This is a genomic window from Neorhizobium petrolearium, assembly GCF_017873175.1.
In the GTDB taxonomy this organism is placed as follows: domain Bacteria; phylum Pseudomonadota; class Alphaproteobacteria; order Rhizobiales; family Rhizobiaceae; genus Neorhizobium; species Neorhizobium petrolearium.
Genome location: NZ_JAGGJW010000026.1, coordinates 1 through 24,180 on the forward strand (window position 1 = coordinate 1; position 24,180 = coordinate 24,180).

Sequence of the window (24,180 nt, forward strand, 5' to 3'; positions counted from 1 at the left end):
CGACCCGATACGACAAGACACGAAAATCCTTCTCGGCATTCCTCGCCCTGGCAGCCGCAAAGATATGGCTGCCATACTTTGTCAACAGGACCTAGCGACGCGGGAGCAATGCAGGTCCATGGTGGGGCATTGCGATGCGAGTCTGGTAATCAAACTCGCTAGGACCATATAAGTCCAGATATTCAATAGCAGGATGCAGAAAAATCTCAATGCAGTTTTGCTCTGTCCTCCGATAAAACGGTTGAAACTAGAAGAGTATTGCGGCGGATTCTCCTAAAACCCCGGACAAAAAAAGGCGATTGAGTGGAGCGTGATCGCAAGCCGGACTGCATTTGGACTACCGGGTTGACGGACGAACTGGTTATCGTAAGCTTCATAATGGCATCCTCGATTGGGGAGAGACCACCCGTTGCGTCGACCACATCGTTCGTCTCGGCAGACTAGACGCAATGAAGGCGTAGATCGGCTAGCGTCGGCCTGTTTCCTACGGCGGCAACTCATCGGTCATGGTCGACGACACTTCCGCCTGGCAGTTCAATGTCGATGCACCGGACAGGGCATCTGTGGGCAGACATCACCTACAGTGGGCCTCGCCCCAATCAGGAAACCATGAGCGTCCCAGCGAGAGCATTTTGCCTGAGGCAATGCCGGCTCAATTCCTCGGGTCTCGTGATAACACAATTAGAACCTGAGGAAATCGATAAGGATGCGTTTGCTTCACTGGGAAATCTGGGCAGGAGCCATTCATTCTACATTTGTCCGTTTGCTGAGCTGAAGTGCCCTTATGAGTAGAAGGATCAACACGAGGAAGCCCGATATCCCCTGCAACAATTCTGGCCAGCCGGGACCGAGACTGCTTGAAGCTGCGAGGTTTTGCCAGAGGGCGCCACCGAAAACCACGTTAATGAGTAGGGCGATCAGAAGTGTTAAGAAAACTGGATCGGAGATTATGCGCTTGTTGTTCTGCGTCATCGGTCTTCATTCCTATTGGGTTTGAGCATTGAAATAAATCGAATTTTACAACTAAAACCAATAGTTAATGCCCGGTCTGGCTAGAGATGAGGCTGCTGTTGCGAGCGGGCGTCCAGACTGTCAGACGGGGGTGTGATCTCATGACAATAGCCCTCCGCCGGACGGAAACCACCGGCGAAGGGCACAAGGCTTACCGCCTTGTTGCGATACCGGCTGTGAGGATGCCAGTCAGGGTGAGGAGCGCTATTCCCAGGATAACATAACGAGCAGCGTCGATAACGTTTTCGCCCCCAGCGGCCATCAGCGTTCCAGAAAGAGCCGAAGTAATAGAGAACGCAATGAGCTGAGTAGTGGTAATAGCCGCTGCCGCTTTTCCTCCTTCCGCGGGATCATCTGTAGCGCTCATGGCAGCGACGCCGAGCAGTGGCCATGCCAGTCCGATGCCAGCGCCGGCGATGGTTAGAACGGCAGCCCAGATCGCGACCATGGCAACATCGGTTCCGGGGACCTGCAGTAGCCCGTAGGCAATGAGGCCGCCCGTCAGGAGGAGTGGACCCAGACGGATGGCACGCCGCTTGCCGGCATCCGACGAAATAGAAACGACGAACAATTGCGCGATGACCCAGGCGAGAGAAAGGACGGCGCCGAGAAGACCGGCCACAAGGGGTGTAAGGCTGGCGATTTTCTGTGCGAACAGCGGAATGAAAGTTTCTACCATCACACCGGCACTGAGTGTGGCAACCGTGATGTAGACCCATTTCAGCGAATTGCCGCGTCGATAGGTGATGTGTGGCAGGATCGTCTCGCGGGAGCGTCGCTCAACGATGACGAACAGCGTAAGAAGAACCAAACCTGCTCCTATCATAGTGAAAGTAGGCCATCCAATCGGAACGATTGAACTGAGACTGATAGAGACGATTGCCAGGATGAGGGGAACAAGTGAAGCAACGGGCACAGCCGTACGATGCCCGGAACCTTGCATGCCGCCGAAGGAACGCTGAGCGAGTATCGCGAAGGCAAGCGCCGCAAACGCGAGAGCGCCATAAGCCCAGCGCCACAGACCAAACTCGGCAAAAACGCCGCCGAGTGCCGGACCGAACAGCGTACCGAGACCCCACATCGCCGACACGGCACCGGTTGCGCGTGCCCAGTGACGCTCGGGCAGCGCCGACCGGATGACCGCGTAACCGAGGCCTGCCAGCAGACCGCCGCCCAAGCCCTGGACAACACGACCGAGGATCAATAGTTCCATGCCAGGGCTAGCGGCGTTTCCGGCGGCTCCCACGGCAAATGTAATAAAGCCCAGAACATAGGCCGTTCCTGCCCCCTTCCAGTCGAGGAGACGGCTTACGAAGAGCGAAGCGACGATGGCGGCGACGACGAAAGATGTTGTTACCCAGGCATAATAATGCTGACCTCCAATATCTGCCACGATCGACGGCATCAGCGCTGCCGTAAAATAGAGGTTCATAGCGTAAAGAAGAACGCCGCTGGCAAGAACCGTGAGGATGGCAAGATTGCGTCCGGAAAGAAGGTCAGCCCATGTACTGTTATCAGATCCTACATTTCCATTGGCGCCTGCAGGTGTTGCTGGTCGTGTCATATCGTAGCTCCGAGAGTAAAGGTTCAGGCGGTCTTGTCGCGCGCGGGCATGTTGAGAACGGTCACGAGGAGAGAAACGGCAAATACAATGATAGGCGCCGCGGAATGGTCGTAGTCACCATGGATGAGTGTGGTCAGGGATGCCGCGGCCATTACAATGGCACCGAGAGCTGCGCCGTAAAGGCGGGTCCTGTATCCGACCAGAAGCAACGCCGCGCAAAGCTCCAGAAGGGCGGTCAGATAATGGAACCAGTCCGGATAGCCCCACCGGGCATAGGCAGCGGCATTATCGGGTGAAAGGAAGGTGTTGCCGTAAGCGCCGAACAGGAAAAAGGCAGCAAGCAACCATGCCACGACTGCTTTGAGCGACAGGATGGTTTTATTCATAATACCCCACTTTCAGCGGAAGCGATCGCGCCGGTTCGATCCAACTGGACGAGCGGCGTCTTCCATAATAGATTGAATGACCATTCTAGTTATTTGAAAACCCAACCGATCGTCAAGATAGATAGATCGATCGCTCTATTTAAGGAGGTTATATGGGCCGCGTACGCGTACCAGAGCAGCATGAGGGAAAGAGGAAGGAGATATTGGAGGCCGCCCACCGCTGCTTCCTGCGATATGGGCTGCAGGGCGCCTCGATCTCGATGATCTGCAAGGAAGCGGGGATGAGTCCGGGCCACCTCTACCACTACTTCCCCAGCAAGGATGCGATCATCGAGCAGATGGCCAATGAGTATCTCTCAACCCTTCATACTTATTTCGAACACCGACAGGATAGCGAAGATTTTGCGACTATACTGCTGTCCGAAATCTGGAGCATGACGAGTTGGGATGATACAGAGCATTGTCGCATTCTATTCGAGCTTTTGGCTGAAGCCGGGCGCAATGATCGAGTGCGCGATATCCTTGCAGAAAATACCAAATCCGTGCGGCAGTTGCTGGCGCAGACACTGAAATCTGGTCAGGAGGGCGGAAAGGTTGATCCAGATCTCAATCCCGATGATACCGCGGCCATGTTGATCGCTATAGTGGACGCGGCCCCGATGCTGCCCTTGATGGTTCCCGGCATTAGTTTCGAGGAGAGCAGAAAACTCATCACTACGATGGTTAGGAGATTTCTCAGTCCCGAAGTCGCGGAAACGTAAATTCGGGCAAGAGACTACATGAAATCTTTCTTTCTAACTCTTGTCGAGACTGTCGTTGATGGCTTTGCAGGTGTGGGCCGAGCGGAAACGCGCCATGAAAAAAGGCTGCATCGGATGCTTGTTTTTGTTGTCATCTTTTTTCTGATCGGCCTGATTGTCGTGGACCATTTTTATCGCACGGAGGATGCGGCTGGTCGATTCTGCGAGAAAAACCAGTCCACATATGAATCAGTCAGCGATTGCATGATCCGTCATGAAAAGATTGCAGGCGCTTTGAGAACGATCGGAGAACTGGATCAAAGCAGCGTCAAGGCATGTTCGCATGAGCATGGTGATGATCTTTATTCTGTTTGGAATTGCGCTTTACTTAAGGATGGAACGAGAGTTTCCGCGCGGTACCGCATGCCTGGCGAGGGTGATTGATGCATCGCGATGATAATTCGCAGATGGTCTGCTCTAAGCACATTGCAAAATCCGGATTACCGCTGTTACTGAGGCTGATTTAGAAATGGTATCATTTGTTCTTATCCATGGAGCATGGCACGGCGGCTGGTGTTGGCAACGGCTCGTTGACAGGCTTCGATCGGAGGGGCACACCGCCGTTGCACCGACCTTGTCGGGACTTGCCGAGCGTGCCGATCTCCTGTCAGCGCAGATCGATCTGACGACCCACACAGAGGATATAGTTTCGCAAGTCCGCGCAAGCGGTTGTCGCGATGTTACTCTGGTGGCGCACAGCTATGGCGGTTTCCCAGCGGCGGCTGCCGTGGGGCGCCTTGGAGAACTGGTCTCACATCTCGTGCTTCTGGATGCTTTCTTGCCGGAGGACGGTGAGAAATTGCTGGATCACGCGCCGTCCCTGATCGACATCTATGCCGCCAAGGTTTCTGAAGACGGGAACTGGCATATTCCGCCACTTCCCTCCGCCGAGTTCGGCTTGACGGAAGCTGATCAGGCATGGGTTGACGGGAAGCTGACGCCACATCCGGCGGCAAGCTATTTCGAACCGGTGACGCTCAACCCGCTTATGGTCCCTCGCAAAACATATATTCGCTGTAGTCAGGCAGACGGAACATTTCTGGCTCGCTCAATATCACGGGCGTTCAGCGGCGGCTGGCATTATGTTGAGATTGACGCTCCGCATGACGCCATGATCTCACATCCGGATATTGTTGCTTCGGTATTGTTAGAAACGAGATGATCGGAAGTCCAGGACATTTCCACGAGGCTCAGATGTGGCGGTATATTAGCCGCTTCGTGATGTTGTGCGAATAGCGGCGCCAAGGGTACGTAGAGCGGTCCGGGCTGTGTCATCGGCGAGATTCGAATAGAGAATAACATCCCTCGTGGGGAGTTCAGGCAGTCCGAGCGGCAGCGTGACGTCGAGAGTTCCTAATGGCGCGACGCGCCGTACCATGGCTGCGACTGCAACCCCTGCCGCGACCGCAGCGCCGATCGTTGCAACGCCTCCTCCAACAAAAACTGTTTGCCAGGGAATACGGCTTTGTTCGAGTGCAGCAATTGCCATGGCCCTTACGCTGCAAGGTTCCGGCTGGGTTGCAAGTCGCAGGGGCTCCTTGGGTCCCGTCTTGTATTCCGGGGATGCCATCCAGCTAAATTCTTCGGAATGAATTATCTCGCCACCGCGGCGGCCATTGCCATGCTGAAGGATGATTGCTGCGTCGAGCGCACCGTTATCGAACTCCTCAAGGGTTTTGCGTGAGGATGACAAGTGCAACTCCAGGATAATTCCGGGTTGGGCGGTACTGAGGCGTTTCAATAAAAGCGGTAAGTCACTTCCAACAAGATGATGGCTTATCCCAACGACGAGGCGGCGGCTAGCGCTGCCAAAGCAACTCACCGCCTCCTCATGCTTGCAAAGAAGCGCGCGGGCATGTGGAAGAAAAGCCTCTCCGTCCATCGATAGTGCGACACGACGAGGTGTACGGTCAAGCAATCTGCGACCTAGAGTGTCTTCGATCCGCCTGATTTTCAGGCTGACTGCCGCTTGCGTGGTATCGAGCGCTTCCGCAGCTCGTGTAAAGCTCTTCATTTCTGCTGCGAGCACAAAGGCTCGTAGGGCGTCTATATTCAGCGATTTCATGTCGAAAGATAACGTTTTCTTATCATTGAAACAATAGTGTCCGTCTTTCTCATATCATGGACCGGCGTTTATTCTCACGTTCGTAGAACTGTCTACGAAATCGGAGTGACACTGGATGAAAAAACTGTTCGATCCCCTTGCTGACAAGCTCACCCCCTTGGGCGCGCTTATTGCACATTTTACAGGGATTCTCATCACTTCGACGTTTGTTCTTTTGCTTTCTTTTATGCTGGCTCGGTTGTTGGTGGCTTTAATGAAGTAAAACGGCTTCAATGCGATCTGAAATATCAGGACCTGACCACAATCGGATAAAGAGACGCTACCAAAAGCGTGGCCATCGAGATGTTGAAGAGCTTCAGCTGGGCGGGTTTGGTCAGGAAAGATCGAAGACCGACTCCGAAGCTCGCCCATATTCCAACGCATGGGGCATTGAGCAAAGCCATAAGTGTTGCCATAGCCAGAACCGATACCACAGAAGGGTGTGGCGGCAGATAGGCGGCAACGGCGCCGAGAGCCATCACCCAAGCCTTCGGGTTAACCCATTGGAAGGCTGCGGCTCCCAGAAAGCCCAACGGTTTGCCCGCTTTGCTGTCGGAATTATCCGGCGTGCCCGATCGGGCTATCTTGTAAGCCAGATAGACCAGATATGCTGCACCAGCCCAGCGTAACACAGCGTTCAGCATGGGATAGAGATCGAAGACTGCGCCCAAACCCATTCCCACGACAATAACCATCGCAGCGAATCCCAGACTGATTCCCAGGACGTGTGGCACTGTTCGCCGGATCCCGAAATTCACGCCGGAAGCCAGCACCATCATATTGTTCGGTCCCGGTGTGATCGATGTGACGATAGTATAAATGCTCAGCGCAACAACAGTCTGTATCAGCCCAAGGTCGGAATTGATCGCGTCCGGGAAATTATACATTTGCTGTATCCTTCTTCTGACGCGATATATAGAACGTGACACACTTTCAAAAATAGCATTAAAGTGTCACGATACACTATTGAGGCGGTACGGATGCGTAAACGGTCCCCCTGGCAGCCACGATTGGCCGACGGTACGGCGAATGCCGCTGAGCGTTTGATGCAGGCAATGAGCGAAGATATTTTTGAGGGACGCTTGACGAGCGGCGACCGGCTGCCTGCTCATCGGGATCTGGCTTGGAAACTAGGTATCGGCGTCGGTACGGTCACGAAAGCTTATGCCATGCTGGGGAGGCAGGGGCTCACGCGTAGCGTTAAGGGGCGCGGCACCTTTGTCGCGACCAGAGCGGCGCGTTCCGGCCCTCGCATCGATCTATCGATCAATACGCCGCCCGCAATGATCGGGGAGCGGCTCCTGGCACGCACGCTCACGACGATCGCTCACAAGATCGATGCCGCTCACCTCAACCTCTACGCACCGCTGGCGGGTCACGAGGAACATCGACGGTTGCTGTCCCGTTGGTTAGAGACTTTTTCGCTTGTCGTCGATCCGAGACAGGTCATCCCGACAGCCGGTGCACAACAGGCAATTTCGTTGGCGTTCGATTTCGCATGCGGGCGCGATGGTGTCATTCTCACCGAACGGCTGACCTATCCCGGAGCCATTGCGCTGGCCCGTCATAGAGGCTATCGGTTGCGTGGAATAGAACTTGACGAAGAAGGCATGATGCCGGACGCGTTGGCCGCGACCCTGGACGAAGAGGCGTCTGTTCCCTACCGGGCCGTCTATGTCACGCCGACCCTGCACAATCCGACCACCACCACAATGGGTCGCGCTCGGCGGCAGACCATCGTCGAAATCTGCCGGCGGCGGAACGCCGTCATTATCGAGGACGGTGTATACGCAACGGACATCGACCCCGGATTGCTTCCTCTTGCCGCTCTTTCGCCGGAACACGTTGTTCACGTCGCCAGCCTTTCCAAGACGCTCGGTCCGGGATTGCGGATCGGCGCACTAACTTTGCCGCCTGGAATGGAAGAAAGGGCAGAAGCTTTCTTGAGGGCTCTGCCAATAGGACCATCGCCGCTATCCATGTCGGTGATGGAGGACTGGCTTGTGAACGGTGTTGTCGCATCGGTCAGACAGGCGATTGGGATCGAGACCCGCCGTCGCACAGCGCTCGCCGCGTCGCTGCTTGGACAGGAGACTTGCCACGTTCACCCTGCGGCGCTTCACGCCTGGCTGCCGATGTCTCGCAGCAAGGCGGAGCAGTTTGCGCTAACAGCCTCCGCCCTCGGCGTGATGGTGACTGCGCCGGACAGCGTCGCCGTCGATCCTGATGATCAAGCGACCGGGATTCGCCTGTGCTTGGGCGGCCCTTCACCGGACGATCTGAAAAGGGCGCTGGTCGTGCTCGCCGATCTGATCGTCTCGTCGAAAGCCATATCGTCTCTCTCCGCAGTCCGGACGCCGCAGCGCTGACGGAAGCGCTGCATCTTCTACAACACGTGTCCACAAATAATGATGCTGGTGAAGTAGGGATTTCAGGTCAGCGGCGTGGTTGTAACAGACGGCTCCTCCCGGTATTGTAGAATGCGGTCGATTAGTCCCCATTCAAGTGCTTCTTCTGCCGTCATGAAACGATCACGGTCCATGGCGCGTTCGAACTCCTCGTAACTGCGTCCGCAATGGTCGGCATATAACCGGGTCATGCGTTGTTTGATTTTCAGGATTTCCTCGGCGTGGATGAGCATGTCCGATGCCTGCCCCTGAAAACCGCCAGAGGGCTGATGGACGAGTATGCTGGCATTGGGCAACGCAGCGCGCTGGCCCGGTTCGCCCGCCATCAGCAGGAACGATCCCATGGAGCGCGCCGTTCCCATGCACAGCGTATGCACAGGCGCGCGGATGTAGCGCATGGTGTCATACATGGCGAGGCCGGAGGTCACTACTCCGCCTGGCGAATTGATGTAAAGATTGATCGGCTTCTTAGGGTTTTCCGCTTCAAGGAACAGCAATTGGGCACAGACCAGAGCTGAAACGGCATCGTTTACCTCGCCGTTGAGGAAAATGATCCGCTCTCGGAGAAGGCGGGAGTAAATGTCGAAAGACCGCTCCCCTCTGCTGGATTGTTCTATGACCATAGGGACGAGTTGCATTGCTTCGCGCATCGGCGAACTCCAATCTTCAAGAATTTGTGAGGAAACCTCGCCGTGTCAGGCGGCGAGCAAGAAGGGACTGCTGTTATTGTTGGCAGCAGCCTTAGTCGTCTGGTCGAATCTCACATCCGTCTGAAGCACCCTGAAATCATGGATGTCGTTCGAGATTACTCCCGCGAAGAATATGCTGCCATCGGCGTTCGCATGCGCCCGCACCGCCCCGCACGCTTTTGATATGGACGGTTCCCCCTGATCTTATTCACGCAATCGATTTTGGCGTGCCTGCCGAGCTGGGCTGGCCGGCTTGGGTGCGGCTGCCGCATTGCACTGGTGGGTTATTTTAGGAAAGATGAGGATAACGCGCGCTCGGAACCCCAAATGTTCTTGAGTTGTTCTTGTAAATTGTTACGCTGGTTGTATGAGCCACAAAACTAGCGTTTCGATTCTTGCCTCGCTATTGAGGCCCGACAACGACGCTCGCCCCACATTTTTGTTGGGGGCGGGGGCCTCATTTTCCTCCGGTGTTCCTCTCGCTGCTGAAAGCGTCCGTCGGCTTGCAAAGCAAGTCTATGCCGAGCGTGAGCTTGGAGGCAGGACACTTCCCGAGCGCATTAAACCATCGGAATGGACCAGTTGGCTGCATCAGCAGGAGTGGTTTATTCATGGAGATGATCATCTCGCCGAGAATTTTCCGCTCGTCGTCGAGAATTTGCTAAAGCCGGAAGCATATAGACGGCGGTTGTTGTTGGAGCTCGTCAGCCTGAAGGGCGGGCTCGGTTCAGGTTACCGCGCCCTTGCTGATCTCGTCCTGCGCGGGCTTGCCGGAACGGTGATGACCACCAATTTCGATTTGTGCCTGCCGATGGCGCTCGGGGAGAAGCACCCTCATATAAGGCATGTTGCGGAAATCAATCGCAGGCCCGACGACTTCAACGAATTTAACCCCTTCGCAAGGGCTCAGATTGTCTGGCTTCACGGCAAAGCAGAACAGTATACCGACCGAAACCTTGTTCATGAGACGCAAACTCTCGATAGCGCTCTCCTCGAAAAGCTGCATCCACTCCTTGAGTTCTCGCCCTTGATCGTCATGGGGTATCGAGGGTACGAGCCGTCGATCATGTCATCGCTCCTCGGAGCCGAAGACCAGAAATTCCGGCACGGTATATTTTGGTGCGTGAGAGCAGGTGAGCAGCTTCACTCCAATGTTCAGGCGTTGTCGGACCGCTTGGGAAGTAATTTTCAACAACTGGAGATCAAAGGCTTTGATGAAATTCTGTCCGACTTGAATGTGGAGCTTGCCGGTGTCCAGAGGTTCGTAGCTCTTCCAGTGGCCGAAGCCGGAGAGAGCTTTGATGACCGGATATGTGACGGGGCTGTCTGGGCTGATGTCGATGCGGACCTGGCGCTGGTAACCCTCCGGCAATATTGCGAGAAACTTGAGCGCGGTAGTCTCACATCGGATCAGCTCAAGCCGTTGATGCGCGAGATCGGCCTATTGGTCCAGAAAAAGGATGCTTCCGAACAGCCGACGAATGCCTGCATCCTGCTGTTCGGTCGAAATCCTGAACGCTTCTTTCCGCACTCTGTGATTTCCGCGACTATTTCCGGAAAGAGGCGCATCGTTTTCGAAGGCAATCTCATCTCTCAATATCGTGCATTGCTTGAGTGGCTGGAAAGCAAAGACGTCAATCCCATCATCAAGGTTAAAGGTAAGCAAAAGCATTATACGCGCGCCGCATACCCTGAACGCGCTCTGATCGAAATGCTGGTCAACATGATTGTTCACCGGGATTATGAGATGGTTGCGCCAAGTCAAATCGACGTGGACGGAAACTCTGCCGTGTGCTTTTCCAATCCGGGCGGAATGTCTGCGCAGTCGAAAAATCGACTTGAAACAAATGACGAGGGTGCGTTTTCCCCCGTGCCGGAGTTCAGCGATCTTCGAAACAGAACCCTATGCGATGTATTTTTTGGGATCAGCGCCATGGAACGCGCGGGTACGGGGTTGTCCGACACCCTCGATCTTTGTTTCGAAGCTGGCGGTTCTGCGTCATTCGCTTTCCCGCCGGGAGAGGATGGTTTCCTCGCCAAGCTTTTCAGACCGGGCGCTTCTGCTGGATCAGCCTCTGTGTCGATCGACACCCGACCTGTGGGAACTTATACGATAAACTCGCTGATGTTCTCCGCTTTGCCTGAGGCAATTATCCGCCTCAAGATCAGGGAGGGCGTCGATCTGGGGCGGGACGTTCCGCTGCATGAAGTCGGTACCTTCGTCTATGAGCGCCGCAGCGGTGATTTATGGACGTTCTTGCCTGCCCCTATCGCCAACCTTTTATTCGCGAATGCCCTTTTGGAAGAGGCGACAGTCATCTCACTGACAGAGGCGGATTCAGACATTGTGCTGCACCGGAAAATTGCTTGGCTGATACGCAAGCATTTTGAGCAGCATATTCGGTCCTTTGAGAAGGACGGCCTTGTCGTTGAAAAGACGAAGAAAGGCCATCCGGCGAAACGTGCCTATTTCCAGAGCAGGAATAAAGACAACAGAACTATTGTTTATGACACGCCACGGCGGAAGGGTATCAGACGCGATGTTGTCAAAAAGCGCGGTGATGACGGAAAGCCTTGGTTTGAATGTGAAGGCTTCGGCTACGAGATCGTGCGCTTGGGCAATGGGTGGGGTGTCCGGATTAAGCCGTTCTATATGTTCACGAAACAGGACGGCATCACCCCGTTGCCGGGATATATGCGTACAAGCCGCGCTACGCGTCGCATTCGCTTCGATAGAAATACCAATGTCGAGAGCGATCTCGTGTTTTGGGGGCGGTTCCTATCCCAAGGAGGACAAACGATAAATATCGGTGATGAAAACGTGCCTGATCTGGTGCTGGAAGGCAGTTTTTACACCCAGGATGTAACAGAAGAAGGGCTGGTGGATCATGACGATTCAAATGAAGATCGACGTACTGCATGAGCCCAGAATCGAGTTTTCTAATGCGAAAACCGACATCGATCCACGCCGGGGATTGCCAAAGAATGGGCCATCCGACAACACCGGTCTACGACAGATTAAGCTTGGTTTTGTCGGCCTTTCAGAGGATATCGATGCTGCCGTTGCATGGCTGTCGCGATTTGAGACTTTCATTCCGGCGAAGGAGAACAACTCCGCGCGTTTTAGGAATTGGCCGGGACTAGAAAAGGCCTTGAATGCGAAATTCATCACGGAGAAGCGGCACAGGCGGATCGTTTCTTCCTCGAAATATGATCAGCTTTTCCGTGAGGCACAAAAGGGCCAAAAATTCGGCGAACTGGTCGAGCTCTTCGAATACGAGATCAGCAGCTTGTACGGAGACGAGGCTCCTGATTGTATAATCCTATGCATCAAGCCCGAACTCGGTGATTTGCGCGTCATGAACCCCGGCCTGTCACCAGAGGAACGCCGGGCGCTGGAATTTTTGCGCGCCGAGGAGGAAAGCGACCAGCTTGCGCTCTTTCAGCCCTCGCCAGACGAGCTTGAAGCAGCGAGCGCCCTCTATACGATGGCTGACGATTTGCTGTTCCGAACGTTCTACCGTGCCCTGAAAGCCAAGATCATGTCTGATAGCCAGGCTGTTCCGATCCAGGTCGTTAGACGGGACACAATCGAACGGCCAGACGATAAGGGGCAAAGTCAGGCTACTCGTGTCTGGAACGCTGCCGTTTCCATCTATTATAAATCCAAGGGCATCCCGTGGCGGCCTGCTGATCTGCCGAAGAATGTCTGCTTTGTCGGGATTTCCTTTCACCACATGAAAAAGCGTGGCGGGCATCTGGTCTACGCCAGCGTGGCGCAGGCTTATTCGACAGATATCGAACCTTATGCGATCAAAGGTGCCAGCATTGATCATGACCAGAAGCGTGATCGCCAACCTTACCTGAACCAGGCGCAAGCGCGTCAATTGCTCGAGCAGATACTGGAAGAGTATGAGCGACGAGCCGGAGTGACGCCCGACCGCGTGGTAATTCATAAGACGACAAACTATCAGCCTGAAGAAGAACGAGGCTTTCGGACGGCTGCCAAAGATCGGGTCGCCAACTGTGATCTGATCTGGCTGCGCAATACCTCGTTTCGTGTCGTCCGCAAAGGAACCGAAGAACCATGGCGCGGCACATTGTGTTCGCTAGATGGTCACTCCTATCTGTTCACGAGCGGCTATATTCCTTGGTGGAACGAATTCCCAGGAATGCACATTCCAGCACCTCTGGAAATCGGTTCTTGCGGTGAAACTGACATTCGTGCACGCGCGGAGGAAATCCTGGCGTTGACCAAAATGAACTGGAATTCCAGCGATGGGATCACCCGTTTCCCGATCACGCTGCTCTTTGCACGGCGCGTGGGAGAACTGATGTGCGAGCTTTCGGATAACGCGACGCCCAATCCGTCTTATCGTTTCTACATATAATGTAAGATAGGCGTTGAGTATTTTCGGAGGTTTCCACAAGCTCGCGTTTTGAAACGGTAATCCCGCCGGCTCGTGCCAAACGTAAGAAGGCGGAAATCAGCCTTAGTCAGATCAAAGTGGGATCAAATTTCCACCGATCGCTGCGCGAGAGCTCAGCTCTTGCGGGTGCCCTTTTCCTTTATCGTGAACTGATTCCAGATCATCATCGCGCCAAGATCTCGGGAATACCAAGGAATCTCATTGCCAGAATCACTCCTGGTTCAACATCTATGGTTTCCGCTGGACCGATTATTAGCCTATGCCTAACCCGCAAGCTAGGGCTCGCTACTGCGAGATTTCGTGAGGCATGCAAGGCGTTAACATGAAGACGAAAACTGCTACGATGACGGAAGGAATTAGAGATCGGCGGAAATAATTGCCGCTCTCAGCCAGGCACGGCCGCGTGTTGCTCTTCGATCCGACGAACCAGAATTCGGCCGCCTACAATCCATTGCTGGAGGTCAGGAAAGGCGAATGGGAGGTGAGGGATGTCCAGAACGTCGCCGACGTCCTGGTCGATCCTGAGGGCTCGCTCGAAAAACGCAACCACTGGGAAAAGACTTCCCACTCGCTCCTTGTAGGCGCGATCCTGCATGTCCTCTATGCTGAGAACGAAAAGACCCTGGCCGGCGTTTCGGCATTTTTGTCCGATCCGCGACGACCGATCGAGTCTACATTGGCCGCGATGATGGCGACACCGCATCTCGGAGAGAAGGGGCCGCATCCGGTGATCGCCAGCGCGGCGCGGGAACTGCTCAACAAATCTGACAATGAGCGCTCAGGCGTGCTCTCCACCGCCATGTCGTTCCTTGGGCTCTACCGTGATCCCGTCGTGGCGACCGTGACCCGGCGATGCGACTGGCGGATCTCCGACATTGTTGGAGGGGAAAAGCCTTCGACGCTTTATCTGGTTGTTCCGCCTTCGGACATATCGAGGACCAAGCCGTTGGTCCGTCTCGTCCTCAACCAGATTGGTCGGCGGCTAAGCCTCCATGGATTCCAGCGACGGGATGGAACTCTGAAATGGTCATAGCTTCGGAAAAGAAGCATCGCCTTTCCGTCTATCTGGAGCCAGAACTCAAGTGCAGACTTACCGACTTAGCGGACAGACGCGGGCAATCGGCTTCGTTGATTGCGGAGGCTGCCATCGCGTCCTTCCTGTCGCCGGATGCCGATGAGCGGAAGGAAGCAGCTATTGTCAAACGCCTTGATCGGATTGATCGCAATCTTCTGCGTTTGGAGCGGGATCTGGAGATTGCCGTGGAGACGTTGGCCCTCTTTGTCCGGTTCTGGTTGAATACGACGGCCCCAATGCCGGAGACGACCCAGGCGACCGCCCGCGCCAAGGGCGGGGAGCGTTACGACAAATTCCTGGAAGCGCTCGGCCGACGGCTCTCCAATGGTCCCAGATTGAGCCAAGAGGTGTCGGAGGATCGTTGCTGAGGGGTCGGGCACTAACTGCGCCGTCTGGGTTGAACTCCCGTGCGGTAAATCACCGTTCTCTCGAACTGCTTATCTAAGCATTTTCAAGTGCTTAGCAGCATGAAAAAATATGTGAAAAAAAATCTTGCGATTGGCATGTTGTTATAACAATATGCCAATATGAGTAGCGCTCAATAAGAGGCGCGATGAGGTGAACAATGAAATACATGCTCTCGAACGACCGCGGGCTGTCTGTGGAATTTCTTGATATCGGTGGATGCATAAAAGCGATCGCTAGCCCCGATCGGAACGGTCAGATAGCGAATGTCGTCCTCGGTTTTGCGACCGAGGAGGAGTATCACCGTGATCATCCGTATTTTGGTGCATTGGTGGGGCGCTTCAGCGGTCGCATTGCTCGTGCACAGTTCGAGCTTGAAGGGGTGCGGTATCAGCTTTCTGCCAATAATGGGCGGAACCATATTGCCGGCGGCCTGCGCGGCTTTGACAAGCAGTTATGGCGTGTCGAGATGCTTTCGGAGTCTGCGGCACGTCTCAGTTACAGCAGCCCTGACGGTGAAGAAGGCTTCCCCGGAAGACTGGACGTAACAGTCACGTACAGCGTTACCGCCGACAATGTCCTCAGGTTGGACTATGAAGCTGTCACCGATGCCGCTACAGTTCTCAATCTGACAAACCATTCTTATTTCAACCTCGGTGGCGAGGGTAGTGGTTCTGTTGAGGGGCATATTCTGACAGTGGATGCTTCGGAGGTTATCGAGGTCGATTCGGAATTGATACCCACCGGAAGGCTTCTCAATGTCGTAGGTAGTCCTCTGGACTTCTGTCAACCTTTCGCGATAGGGGCCAGAATCCGAAGCGGTCACCCGCTGACCAAGTTTGCTAAAGGCTACGATTGCAGTTTCGTCCTCAATGGTGGCCCTGAACTGCGCCATGTGGCGCGCGCCTACGATCCGCTGTCCGGACGTATCCTTGACGTGGAGACGACAGAACCGAGCATGGCGTTCTATTCTGGCAACTTCCTTGACGGTAGTTTAGTCGGGGCAAGCGGACGGCAATACCGACAGGGAGATGCCTTTACGCTGGAACCCCGCCGCCTGCCGGACTCACCCAATCAGCCCACGTTTCCGACGACGGTCCTTCGTCCCGGAGAGAAATATCAAGCGACAACGATCTATCGGTTCTCTACTGATAGCGGGAGGTAGAATGAATATGTCAAACCGTCTGGTGAAAAGCGGCGTTCCGCTGGTCTACCAGCTCAGCGAAATTTTCCGCTTGAAAATCGCCAATGGCGAGTTGCAGCCGAATGATCCTTTCCCGACGGAGGAACAGATATCGAAGACGTACGGCGTCAGTCGCATGACTGTGCGGCTCGCTCTCGCGAAATTGGTCAATGAAGGTTTCATCCGGCGCCAGCAGGGTGTGGGAAGCTTCGTGAATCCGAAGGGCTTGGTGCGAGCCGACGAGGTCCAGCCGGTGACCCGCGACATGTCGGATGTCAAAAGCACAACAAACATCCTTGAGTCCGCAGGCAAGATCGTTGGAACGAAGGTTCTTACCTTCTCCCTGGATAAACCGGCGCCTAGAATCGCTGAGCAATTGGATATTTCCGAGGCTGAACATGTCTTTCATTTCGAGCGCCTTCGCCTGGCAGACGGAGAACCGGTGGTGCTCGAAAAGATCTGGATCCCGGAGAGGATTTGCTCGACGCTTTCGAAGGCGGATGTCGAGGGCTCGGTCTATAGAGTTCTTGCTGACCGTTTCGGTCTCAATGTGATGGCCGCACATCAGGCGCTCCGCGCCGAGATCGCGGACGAGGCTCTCGCATCCGTTCTTGGTGTGGCGGCAGGTGCTCCGATTATGCGGGTCGCTGGCGTCAGTTACACTGATGCCGGCACGCCGGTCGAAGTGGAAGAATCCTGGTTCAGGTCGGACATGATGGAATTCATTATCGAGCTAGGCAGCTTATCGACCTACGCTCGGTTGATTGAAGACTAACCTTCACACGCTTTACAATTGGATGAGGTTTGCGATGCTTAAATCGCCACAGAAACTTGCGGTCGAAATCGGGGGTACGTTTACGGACATCATTCTGTTCGAGGACGACGGCCAGCAACCGAAACTCAAAACCCTGAAAGTCCCTTCGACGCCGCGGCAGCCCGAAAAAGGCGTGCTGGCCGGTGTCGACAAGCTCGATATCGCCTGGGGCGATATGCACGATGTCCTGCACGGCTCCACGGTTGCCACAAATGCAGTGCTTGAGCGTAAGGGCGTTCCGACCGCGCTCATCGTGACGCGCGGCTTTCAGGACATTCTCGAAATCCAGCGCGGTGACAAGACGAATATTTACGACATCTTCTATCAGCGGTCGCGTCCCGTCGTTCCGCGCGAATGGGTCATGCCTATCACCGAACGGCTTGATGTCCGTGGCGATGTGCTCATTGCGCTGGCTGAGGAAGAAGTTCGCAGCATCGTGCCGCGCCTTCTGGAAGGCGGCATAAAGGCGGTCGCGATATGCTTTCTGCACAGCTATCAGAATTCGATGCATGAAGATCGAGTGAGGGCGATTATCGAAGAGATGGCGCCTGAACTGCTCGTTCTCACGTCTTCGGAACTTCTACCGCAGTTTCGTGAGTACGAGCGGGCAAGTACCGCTTCTATGAGTGCTTATATTTCGCCGATCATGTCCCATTACGTCGGGCAGTTGACCGAAAAACTTCAGGAACGCGGGTTCGGCGGAAGCCTCTTTATCACACAATCGAACGGCGGCGTTCTGCCGGCGAACGCGATCCGCCGCGAAGTCGTCAGAACACTGCTGTCCGGCCCGGCCGCCGGCGTGACGGGCGCTATCTATGCAGCCGAACGCGCAGGCATCAAGAATATCATTACGTTCGACATGGGCGGAACCAGCACGGACGTCTGCCTGATCAACGACAGCCAGCCGCTGATCACGACGGAAAACCAGCTCAACAATCTTCCCGTCGCTGTGCCGATGATCGATATCGCGACGGTCGGCGCCGGTGGTGGCAGTATCGCAGCGATCGATCGCTACGGGATGATGCACGTCGGTCCGGAGAGCGCCGGCGCCGATCCCGGCCCGGCATGCTACGGTCATGGTGGATCTCACGCGACAGTGACGGACGCTAACGTCGCGCGGGGGATCATTCGCCCAAAGACCTTCGCGGGCGGAAACTTCAAGCTCGACGCTGATGCCGGACGCGGGGTGATCGAGCGCCTCGGCAAAGATCTCGGGATGTCCCGCGCCCAGGCTGCCGAGGCAATCACCAGCATCGTTGAAGCGAACATGACGCAGGCCATTCGCCTTGTGTCGACGCAACGCGGTTACGACCCGCGAGACTACGTGCTCGTCGCCTATGGCGGCGCGGGGCCGATCCATGCGGCATCCGTTGCGAACGAACTTGGAATTACCCGCGTTCTCGTGCCACCGCACGCGGGTGTGTTGTCGGCCTTCGGCCTCCTCGTCGCCGACATCGCCCGCGACTATGTCCAGACGGACGTGGCGCTGGCGTCCGACCTCTCGCAGAAGGACTTCCAAGTCAAGATCGAGGCGCTGGCCGAGAAGGCGCGCAAGGAATTCGAAAACCATGGCTTCAGCGCGGGTGAGCTGAAGCTCTTTGCCGGACTGGATGTCCGATATGAAGGCCAAGCCTTCGAACTGGCGATTTCAGTTGATCCGGAAACCGTCACCTCCGAAATGGTCACAGCCCGGCTGCATGAAGCACATCAAAAGCGCTATGGCTTCGCCTTCGAGGGCGAAAGCGCCGAGGTGGTCAACTATCGCCTCAAGGTGGTCATCCCGCGCAAGACCAAGGACGTTTCGGTCCATATTAATCAGATCGTTCCTGTTTCCACCGAGACCGGCTCGGTTCTGCTGCGCGGCGCCGAACGTGAAACTGTCTTCTGCAAGAGCGAGACGATGACGCTCGAAACAAACATCGCCGGCCCCGCCGTTCTCGAGGCTGATACCTCCACCTGCTTCGTACCGGAAGGCTGGAGTGCTCGTCTCATCGAAAGCGGCAGTGTTCTTCTCGAGAGGAAAAACTGATGACCACCGTTGATCCCGTCACCTTCAACATCTTCACCAACAGCGTTCAGGCGATCGCTCAGGAAATGAGCAACGACTTCATTCGCACCGCCTATTCCACGGTCATCCGCGAAGCGGCCGACTGCTCCACCTGCCTTGTCGATCGCAAGGGCAGGGTTCTCGCACAGTCGCAGAACATTCCGCTCCACCTCAACTCGGTGAGCCCAGCCGTGCAGGGCGCGCTTGCAAAGACAGACATCTCCAAGCTGACCGAGGATAACGTGATCATCCTCAACGATGCCTACAATGGCGGACAGCATCTGTCGGATGTCTATCTGTTTTCGCCGATTATCCATGAAGGGACGCTTATCGGCTTCTCGGGTTCGGTCGGCCACCACGTCGATCTCGGGCACTCTCCGGGTTACAACCTCTACGCCCGAGATGTGTTTGAAGAACGCATGCGCTTCACGCCTATGGTCTTTTCCCTGTCGCGAGACTGGAATGGCGGAATCCTCGAACAGTTGATCCGGGCGAACGTTCGCATTCCCCGCGATACGATCGGTGACCTGAATGCGCAACTAACGGCAAACGAGACCGGACGCCGTCGCATGAAGGAATTGATCGCCCGATATTCCGTCGACATCGTGATTGCCGCGTCCGACCAGCTTCTCGACTATGCTGAATCCTTTATGCGAGAGGCAATCCGCGAAGTGCCCGATGGCACATACCGGGGCGTCGACTATATTGACACTGATGGCCTCGACCAGAAGAACTTGGAGGTCCATGTCGCCGTCACGGTCAAAGGCGACACGCTGCATCTGGATTTTGAAGGCACGTCGCCGCAGGTAAAGACAGCGATCAATTGCCCGCGCGCTTCGACGATCTCCTCGGCCTATTCGGCCCTGAAAATGCTGCTGACGAAGCCGTCTATTCCTCTAAATGACGGATCCTATCGCCCGATCAGCATCTCCGCACCGGAAGGCAGCCTCGTCAACCCCATCCCATTTGCTCCGGTTGAGGGGCGAAACGTGGTTGTCATGCGTGTCTTCCAGTCGATCCTGCTTGCTCTCTCCAAGGCTTTGCCCGATCGCATTCCGGCGCCTGGCTACGACACCCGCACCGAAGTCGACCTTCATTGGCAAGGCGTTCGCAGCTACCATGCCATCAGCGAGCAGCTTGGCGGTGGATATGGCGCGGGACCAAGCAACGATGGCGCTGATCAGCTCGATGACCCGCTCGGCAACTGCCGCAACACGCCGGTCGAAGCGCTTGAGCTTTCACAGTCGTTTTTCCGCGTGGAACGGTACGAACTGCGACCGGACTCCGGTGGAGCCGGCCGCTATCGCGGCGGCCTTGGCGCCGTCCGCACCTATCGCTTCCTCCAAGACGGCGTTCAGATGAGCGTCTACTCCGATCGGTTCGTCAACAACGCTCCTGGCGTGCAGGGCGGACAGGACGGGACGACGGCCTATATCAAGATCACTCGCAAGAACGGGGCGGAAGAACAACTGCCACCGAAAGGTGCGGCAATCCTCAACTCAGGTGACGAGCTCGAGGTCGCCATTGGCGGCGGCGCAGGATACGGCGATCCTTCAACGCGTGACCGGGAACTCGTCGAGGCGGATCTTCGATCCGGCAAGGTCACGCAGGCATCGGTAGCAGCATATGGAAGCGTGAAGCCGGGAGATGGAGCGAATGCTTGATCTGATCAACGACATCCGTAGCCAACCGGAAACGCTGCTCGCCAACGCAGACCTTTTTGACCTTGCGTACAGAAGTGCGGCGGAATGGGTCGGCGTGGGAAAAGAGGTTGTCATCACCGGTATGGCGACCTCCCTTTGGGCCTGGCACTCAGCAGGGCTCGTGCTCAATAATGCCGGCGTCTCTCACACCATTGCAGATACCAGCGAGTATCATCGATACGGGACTGCCGAGGCCGACACATCTCCTCTGATTATCACCAGCCGATCCGGCGAATCCGCTGAGATCATCAATCTGCTGGACGCTATAGCGGGCGAGCGGACTACCATCGGTGTGACGGCATATGAGAGCAGCACGCTCGGCCGTGAAGCTACTTACGTTTTGCCTTTCAGGGCGGCGGAAAAGGCATTCTACAATACCTCTTCTTTCACAACGACGCTTTGCGTAGCGACAGCTATTGCGGCAGGGCTTGCCGGACGGCGCGACCTTGCGATCATTTTCTGGCTGAAGCAAATCGCTGAGCAGGTTGCCGTCGTTGCCAGCCGGGAGCAGGATAAGTTTGCTGATGCCGCTGCGGTTGTCGCCCGCTCGCGCGTAGCGCTTATGACTGCCAGAGGCCATCTCATAGGCGTTGCGAAACAGGCTTCCCTTGATCTGCAGGAGGGGATGCGGATCGCTGCCATTCCTGTATCGGGCGGTCTGCTGCGGCATGGACCGATGGAACTGATCTGCTTGCCCGACAGTGTTGTTGTCATGCTTATTCCTCAGGATCATATGACGCCCGTCATGGTGCGGGCCGCTTCCGACTTAGTCGAACAAGGCGCGTCAGTAGTTGCGATAGCAACTGACGGCGTCGAATTGCCAGAGGCGGTCGAGGTTGTCCGGGTTCCTGTGACGCTTCCTGAATTGAATGCCGTCGTCTTTGCCGTGGCGTTGCAAAGGCTCAACGTGTCGATCGCACGGGCCTTGAACATGAGCTCGATCGAACCGACGCTTATTCCCAAAATCACGAGGGTTGAATGAGCCCGGTTGTTCTCGCCGTAGGTGATCTGACCGTCGACCAGATCTTCGCTACATTTCGTGACCTGCCCGCCTGGGGCCAGGAAACCGAAGTGGATAGGATGGAGGTCCGACTTGGAGGCAACACTGGAAACTTTGCTCTGGCTGCGAAACGCCTAGACCTCGATGTTCGTTGCGCTGGCCCGATCGGAAACGACGACAACGGGATCTGGATCACGAAAGAGCTGGAAAGGAAAGGTCTGAACACCGATCTGCTCGATATTCGAGATGGGTCTGCGACCAGCGTTACAACGGCGCTCGTGCGGGAAGACGGTGAGCGGCTGTTCATCACTCTTCCCGGCGCGCTGACCAAGCTCGGAGAGATGCTGCTGCATCGCAGCTTCCCTGCCGCCGAGCTGGCGTTGTTTTCCGGCTGGTGCCAGCCGCCGCGTGTTCGCAAAGAGATTTTACACGACGTATTCGCTCGATTGAAAGCCGCCGGAATAAAGATTGCAATAGATCTTGCTTGGTCGGAAGCGAGTTGGAACGTTCGTGGCGACGTCCTTGAGGTCCTTTCCAAAGTCGATTTCGCGCTAATGAATAGCGACGAAGCAACTGCGCTGACGGACGAGGCGGATTTGATTGTTGCCACCGAGAAACTTTATGCCCAACTCGGCGACGGAGCCGTCTTGGTGGTCAAGAACGGTGAAAGAGGCGCTCTACTGCGCCAAAGCGGCAAACCCAGTGTGACGATCCCGGCAATCAAAATTACCGGGCAAGTTCAGGCAGTCGGCGCAGGAGACAGCTTCAACGCCGGCTTTATTCACGCCCTTGCGGCGCAACAACTCGACGCTGAAGCGGCGACAGCATTCGGATGCGATTTCGCGACATGGATGTTGACGCATGGCAGAGATGAAGCAGTCGATCCTACCGTGATCGCATCGCTTCGCCGCCACGATCGTTGGGATAAATCGGGAGAACCGGCATGATGAAAGAACTGCGGCTCGAATCCGTTCAGATCGCCTATGGCGCGAAAACGGTGCTCGAAAAGATCGACCTGACGGTCCAGGGTGGGGAAATCATTTGCCTGATCGGCGCCAGTGGCTGCGGAAAATCCACGCTGCTGAACGCGGTCGCCGGCCTTGTCCCTATTCGGTCTGGCTCCATTGTTCTGAACGACAGCCCGGTCGTCGGGCCTGCCGCGGACCGTGTCATGGTCTTTCAGGACGACGCTGTTTTTCCCTGGATGAAGGTTCGTGACAACATCGAGTTCGGCCTGAAGGTCAAACGCATACCCCCTGCTGAACGGCAGCGCATCGTTGAAGAAAAGCTCGCCGCGGTGGAGCTGACGCATGCCGCCAATCTTTATCCTCGTGAATTGTCGGGTGGCATGCGCAAACGCGTCGATCTGGCGCGCGCCCTTGCCGTCAGCCCTCAGATGATCCTGATGGACGAACCCTATGGTGCACTCGACGCTATGACCAAGGAGCGGCTTCAGGTGCAATTTCTGAAGGTCTGCGAAGAAACGAACGCCACCTCGCTGTTCGTCACCCATGACATTGAAGAAGCGCTTTTCCTTGGCGACCGGATCGTGGTGCTTGGCCGAAACCCCGGGCACATAGCGCATATCATCAATGTGCCATTCGGAGACAACCGTTCCATCGAACTCAAGCGATCCGCCGAGTTTCAGCAGCTTCGCGGTGAAGTCTCGGACCTGATCCACTGAAACGCGCTTCAGGAGCGCGAGTTAAACAAAAGAGGGGACAATAATGTCCGTCACAACAGAAGCGCCCGCGAGCAGTTCCGTACAAAGGAACAAGCTCATACGACAATTGCTGGTTCCGGTCCTTTTGATCGTACTTTGGTTCGCGGCAACCCGAAAGGGCGCCATTGATCCTATTTTCCTTCCCTCGCCGGAAGATGTCTGGAACTCCTTTGTTTCTCTTTCTCCACTTCTGCCGGAAAGCCTTGTGGCAAGTGTCACGATGACGCTCGGCGGGTTCATCGGCGGCAGCCTGTTCGGTCTCGCAATGGGTTTGATCATGGCTTATAGCCGGCTTGCGAGAGAGATTTTTGGGGGAGTTCTGGACTTCTTCCGCCCGATTCCGATTTTTGCGCTCATCCCTCTTTTCATTCTTTGGTTCGGCCTCGGCAAAACTCCCCAGATTGTCCTCATCGTCCTCGGAACTTCGCTGGTCATAGGCGTTGCAACGATAGAGGCGATCAAGAATGTTCCCGCCGTCTACATTCGCGCCGGCCTTGTTCTAGGCGCCGGCCGCTGGACAATCTACAGGTCGATCATCCTGCCCGCGATCTTCCCGCATCTACTTGGTGCTATCCGAGTGGCAGCCGCTTCCTCATGGGGATTGGACGTCGCCGCTGAATATATCGGCGCCCAAGTCGGGCTCGGCCATCTCATGATCATTCGTGTGCAGTACCTCGATACGGCTGGCATCCTGGTAATTGTCGCCATCTACTGCCTGCTGGCGATCATTCTCGACAAGATCGTGGTGGCGCTGGAGCGGCCATTGACGAGATGGACGGAAAAAAGCGCCGGAAAGGGAATTGTCGGAGCGATCACCGGCGCAGCTTAAGGGTTCGGG

The 24,180-nt window shown here is 55.7% G+C and carries 23 protein-coding genes and 2 pseudogenes; 19 read left to right on the forward strand and 6 right to left on the reverse strand.

Annotation, left to right across the window (positions count from 1 at the left end):
- Positions 1–95: pseudogene (locus J2046_RS34475) on the forward strand (IS5 family transposase); the annotation flags it as partial.
- Between the two features lie 649 nt (positions 96–744).
- On the opposite strand, the gene J2046_RS31405 reads toward J2046_RS34475, so the two are convergent.
- The 3 genes from J2046_RS31405 to J2046_RS31415 all read right to left on the reverse strand — a co-directional run bounded on the left by J2046_RS31405 (position 745) and on the right by J2046_RS31415 (position 2,961).
- Positions 745–972 (reverse strand): hypothetical protein, encoded by a 228-nt coding sequence (locus J2046_RS31405; protein WP_210058555.1) that lies wholly within the window; start codon positions 970–972, stop codon positions 745–747.
- A 190-nt stretch (positions 973–1,162) separates the two neighbouring features.
- Positions 1,163–2,575, reverse strand: a complete 1,413-nt coding sequence (locus J2046_RS31410; RefSeq protein ID WP_210058556.1) for an MFS transporter — start codon at positions 2,573–2,575, stop codon at positions 1,163–1,165.
- Between the two features lie 23 nt (positions 2,576–2,598).
- A complete protein-coding gene (locus tag J2046_RS31415; RefSeq protein WP_022567473.1) occupies positions 2,599–2,961 on the reverse strand; it encodes a DoxX family protein in 363 nt (120 codons plus the stop codon).
- Positions 2,962–3,113: 152 nt separating this feature from the next.
- Between J2046_RS31415 and J2046_RS31420 the strand changes: the two genes are divergently transcribed.
- The 3 genes from J2046_RS31420 to J2046_RS31430 all read left to right on the forward strand — a co-directional run bounded on the left by J2046_RS31420 (position 3,114) and on the right by J2046_RS31430 (position 4,923).
- On the forward strand, positions 3,114–3,722 hold the full coding sequence (locus J2046_RS31420; RefSeq protein WP_210058557.1) for a TetR/AcrR family transcriptional regulator: 609 nt from the start codon (positions 3,114–3,116) through the stop codon (positions 3,720–3,722).
- An 18-nt stretch (positions 3,723–3,740) separates the two neighbouring features.
- Positions 3,741–4,145: a hypothetical protein gene (locus tag J2046_RS31425; protein WP_210058558.1), complete on the forward strand. Its 405-nt coding sequence runs from the start codon at positions 3,741–3,743 to the stop codon at positions 4,143–4,145.
- Between the two features lie 85 nt (positions 4,146–4,230).
- On the forward strand, positions 4,231–4,923 hold the full coding sequence (locus J2046_RS31430) for an alpha/beta fold hydrolase (RefSeq protein ID WP_210058559.1): 693 nt from the start codon (positions 4,231–4,233) through the stop codon (positions 4,921–4,923).
- 45 nt (positions 4,924–4,968) lie between these two features.
- Here J2046_RS31430 and J2046_RS31435 read toward each other — a convergent pair whose 3' ends face one another.
- A complete protein-coding gene (locus J2046_RS31435) occupies positions 4,969–5,826 on the reverse strand; it encodes a LysR family transcriptional regulator (protein WP_210058560.1) in 858 nt (285 codons plus the stop codon).
- Between the two features lie 115 nt (positions 5,827–5,941).
- On the opposite strand from J2046_RS31435, the gene J2046_RS31440 reads away from it, so the two are divergent.
- Complete coding sequence (locus J2046_RS31440; protein ID WP_021586616.1) at positions 5,942–6,088, forward strand: hypothetical protein; 147 nt, start codon at positions 5,942–5,944, stop codon at positions 6,086–6,088.
- Between the two features lie 25 nt (positions 6,089–6,113).
- Here J2046_RS31440 and J2046_RS31445 read toward each other — a convergent pair whose 3' ends face one another.
- Positions 6,114–6,752 (reverse strand): LysE family translocator, encoded by a 639-nt coding sequence (locus tag J2046_RS31445; RefSeq protein WP_210058561.1) that lies wholly within the window; start codon positions 6,750–6,752, stop codon positions 6,114–6,116.
- 93 nt (positions 6,753–6,845) lie between these two features.
- Here J2046_RS31445 and J2046_RS31450 point away from each other — a divergent pair, with 93 nt between their 5' ends.
- On the forward strand, positions 6,846–8,234 hold the full coding sequence (locus J2046_RS31450; protein ID WP_210058562.1) for an aminotransferase-like domain-containing protein: 1,389 nt from the start codon (positions 6,846–6,848) through the stop codon (positions 8,232–8,234).
- A 62-nt stretch (positions 8,235–8,296) separates the two neighbouring features.
- On the opposite strand, the gene J2046_RS31455 is transcribed toward J2046_RS31450, so the two are convergent.
- Positions 8,297–8,923, reverse strand: coding sequence for an ATP-dependent Clp protease proteolytic subunit (locus J2046_RS31455; RefSeq protein WP_210058564.1), 627 nt, complete (start codon positions 8,921–8,923; stop codon positions 8,297–8,299).
- Between the two features lie 42 nt (positions 8,924–8,965).
- Between J2046_RS31455 and J2046_RS31460 the strand changes: the two genes are divergently transcribed.
- The 13 genes and pseudogenes from J2046_RS31460 (at position 8,966) to J2046_RS31520 (ending at position 24,171) form a co-directional block, all read left to right on the forward strand.
- The gene (locus tag J2046_RS31460) at positions 8,966–9,145 is read left to right on the forward strand and encodes a hypothetical protein (protein ID WP_210058565.1); all 180 of its coding nucleotides are present in this window, start codon (positions 8,966–8,968) and stop codon (positions 9,143–9,145) included.
- Positions 9,146–9,329: 184 nt separating this feature from the next.
- Positions 9,330–11,885 (forward strand): hypothetical protein, encoded by a 2,556-nt coding sequence (locus J2046_RS31465; RefSeq protein WP_210058566.1) that lies wholly within the window; start codon positions 9,330–9,332, stop codon positions 11,883–11,885.
- Complete coding sequence (locus J2046_RS31470) at positions 11,851–13,353, forward strand: argonaute/piwi family protein (protein WP_210058567.1); 1,503 nt, start codon at positions 11,851–11,853, stop codon at positions 13,351–13,353. Before J2046_RS31465 ends, J2046_RS31470 begins: the two co-directional genes overlap by 35 nt.
- A gap of 427 nt (positions 13,354–13,780) precedes the next feature.
- Positions 13,781–14,380, forward strand: a pseudogene (locus J2046_RS31475) (type IV secretory system conjugative DNA transfer family protein); the annotation flags it as partial.
- Positions 14,381–14,415: 35 nt separating this feature from the next.
- On the forward strand, positions 14,416–14,835 hold the full coding sequence (locus J2046_RS31480) for a CopG family transcriptional regulator (RefSeq protein WP_210058568.1): 420 nt from the start codon (positions 14,416–14,418) through the stop codon (positions 14,833–14,835).
- Between the two features lie 197 nt (positions 14,836–15,032).
- Positions 15,033–16,037, forward strand: coding sequence for an aldose epimerase family protein (locus J2046_RS31485; RefSeq protein WP_210058569.1), 1,005 nt, complete (start codon positions 15,033–15,035; stop codon positions 16,035–16,037).
- 1 nt (position 16,038) lies between these two features.
- Positions 16,039–16,830 carry a GntR family transcriptional regulator gene (locus J2046_RS31490; protein ID WP_210058570.1) on the forward strand — a complete coding sequence of 264 codons (792 nt, stop codon included), beginning with the start codon at positions 16,039–16,041 and terminating at the stop codon, positions 16,828–16,830.
- 34 nt (positions 16,831–16,864) lie between these two features.
- The gene (locus J2046_RS31495) at positions 16,865–18,898 is read left to right on the forward strand and encodes a hydantoinase/oxoprolinase family protein (RefSeq protein ID WP_210058572.1); all 2,034 of its coding nucleotides are present in this window, start codon (positions 16,865–16,867) and stop codon (positions 18,896–18,898) included.
- A complete protein-coding gene (locus J2046_RS31500; RefSeq protein WP_210058574.1) occupies positions 18,898–20,580 on the forward strand; it encodes a hydantoinase B/oxoprolinase family protein in 1,683 nt (560 codons plus the stop codon). Before J2046_RS31495 ends, J2046_RS31500 begins: the two co-directional genes overlap by 1 nt.
- Positions 20,573–21,601, forward strand: a complete 1,029-nt coding sequence (locus J2046_RS31505; protein WP_210058576.1) for an SIS domain-containing protein — start codon at positions 20,573–20,575, stop codon at positions 21,599–21,601. Before J2046_RS31500 ends, J2046_RS31505 begins: the two co-directional genes overlap by 8 nt.
- On the forward strand, positions 21,598–22,566 hold the full coding sequence (locus J2046_RS31510) for a carbohydrate kinase family protein (RefSeq protein WP_210058578.1): 969 nt from the start codon (positions 21,598–21,600) through the stop codon (positions 22,564–22,566). The genes J2046_RS31505 and J2046_RS31510 overlap by 4 nt, the downstream gene beginning before the upstream one ends.
- A complete protein-coding gene (locus tag J2046_RS31515; protein ID WP_210058580.1) occupies positions 22,563–23,303 on the forward strand; it encodes an ABC transporter ATP-binding protein in 741 nt (246 codons plus the stop codon). The genes J2046_RS31510 and J2046_RS31515 overlap by 4 nt, the downstream gene beginning before the upstream one ends.
- 43 nt (positions 23,304–23,346) lie before the next feature.
- On the forward strand, positions 23,347–24,171 hold the full coding sequence (locus J2046_RS31520; RefSeq protein ID WP_210058582.1) for an ABC transporter permease: 825 nt from the start codon (positions 23,347–23,349) through the stop codon (positions 24,169–24,171).
- Positions 24,172–24,180: the final 9 nt, after the last annotated feature.

Coding starts and splice junctions, on each gene's coding strand:
- J2046_RS31440 (WP_021586616.1), top strand. CDS start 5,942: ATGAAAAAACTGTTCGATCCCCTTGCTGACAAGCTCACCCCCTTGGGC.
- J2046_RS31420 (WP_210058557.1), top strand. CDS start 3,114: ATGGGCCGCGTACGCGTACCAGAGCAGCATGAGGGAAAGAGGAAGGAG.
- J2046_RS31435 (WP_210058560.1), bottom strand. CDS start 5,826: ATGAAATCGCTGAATATAGACGCCCTACGAGCCTTTGTGCTCGCAGCA.
- J2046_RS31500 (WP_210058574.1), top strand. CDS start 18,898: ATGACCACCGTTGATCCCGTCACCTTCAACATCTTCACCAACAGCGTT.
- J2046_RS31505 (WP_210058576.1), top strand. CDS start 20,573: ATGCTTGATCTGATCAACGACATCCGTAGCCAACCGGAAACGCTGCTC.
- J2046_RS31455 (WP_210058564.1), bottom strand. CDS start 8,923: ATGCGCGAAGCAATGCAACTCGTCCCTATGGTCATAGAACAATCCAGC.
- J2046_RS31510 (WP_210058578.1), top strand. CDS start 21,598: ATGAGCCCGGTTGTTCTCGCCGTAGGTGATCTGACCGTCGACCAGATC.
- J2046_RS31405 (WP_210058555.1), bottom strand. CDS start 972: ATGACGCAGAACAACAAGCGCATAATCTCCGATCCAGTTTTCTTAACA.
- J2046_RS31430 (WP_210058559.1), top strand. CDS start 4,231: ATGGTATCATTTGTTCTTATCCATGGAGCATGGCACGGCGGCTGGTGT.
- J2046_RS31515 (WP_210058580.1), top strand. CDS start 22,563: ATGATGAAAGAACTGCGGCTCGAATCCGTTCAGATCGCCTATGGCGCG.
- J2046_RS31520 (WP_210058582.1), top strand. CDS start 23,347: ATGTCCGTCACAACAGAAGCGCCCGCGAGCAGTTCCGTACAAAGGAAC.
- J2046_RS31495 (WP_210058572.1), top strand. CDS start 16,865: ATGCTTAAATCGCCACAGAAACTTGCGGTCGAAATCGGGGGTACGTTT.
- J2046_RS31450 (WP_210058562.1), top strand. CDS start 6,846: ATGCGTAAACGGTCCCCCTGGCAGCCACGATTGGCCGACGGTACGGCG.
- J2046_RS31410 (WP_210058556.1), bottom strand. CDS start 2,575: ATGACACGACCAGCAACACCTGCAGGCGCCAATGGAAATGTAGGATCT.
- J2046_RS31425 (WP_210058558.1), top strand. CDS start 3,741: ATGAAATCTTTCTTTCTAACTCTTGTCGAGACTGTCGTTGATGGCTTT.
- J2046_RS31470 (WP_210058567.1), top strand. CDS start 11,851: ATGACGATTCAAATGAAGATCGACGTACTGCATGAGCCCAGAATCGAG.
- J2046_RS31415 (WP_022567473.1), bottom strand. CDS start 2,961: ATGAATAAAACCATCCTGTCGCTCAAAGCAGTCGTGGCATGGTTGCTT.
- J2046_RS31445 (WP_210058561.1), bottom strand. CDS start 6,752: ATGTATAATTTCCCGGACGCGATCAATTCCGACCTTGGGCTGATACAG.
- J2046_RS31490 (WP_210058570.1), top strand. CDS start 16,039: ATGAATATGTCAAACCGTCTGGTGAAAAGCGGCGTTCCGCTGGTCTAC.
- J2046_RS31485 (WP_210058569.1), top strand. CDS start 15,033: ATGAAATACATGCTCTCGAACGACCGCGGGCTGTCTGTGGAATTTCTT.
- J2046_RS31465 (WP_210058566.1), top strand. CDS start 9,330: ATGAGCCACAAAACTAGCGTTTCGATTCTTGCCTCGCTATTGAGGCCC.
- J2046_RS31480 (WP_210058568.1), top strand. CDS start 14,416: ATGGTCATAGCTTCGGAAAAGAAGCATCGCCTTTCCGTCTATCTGGAG.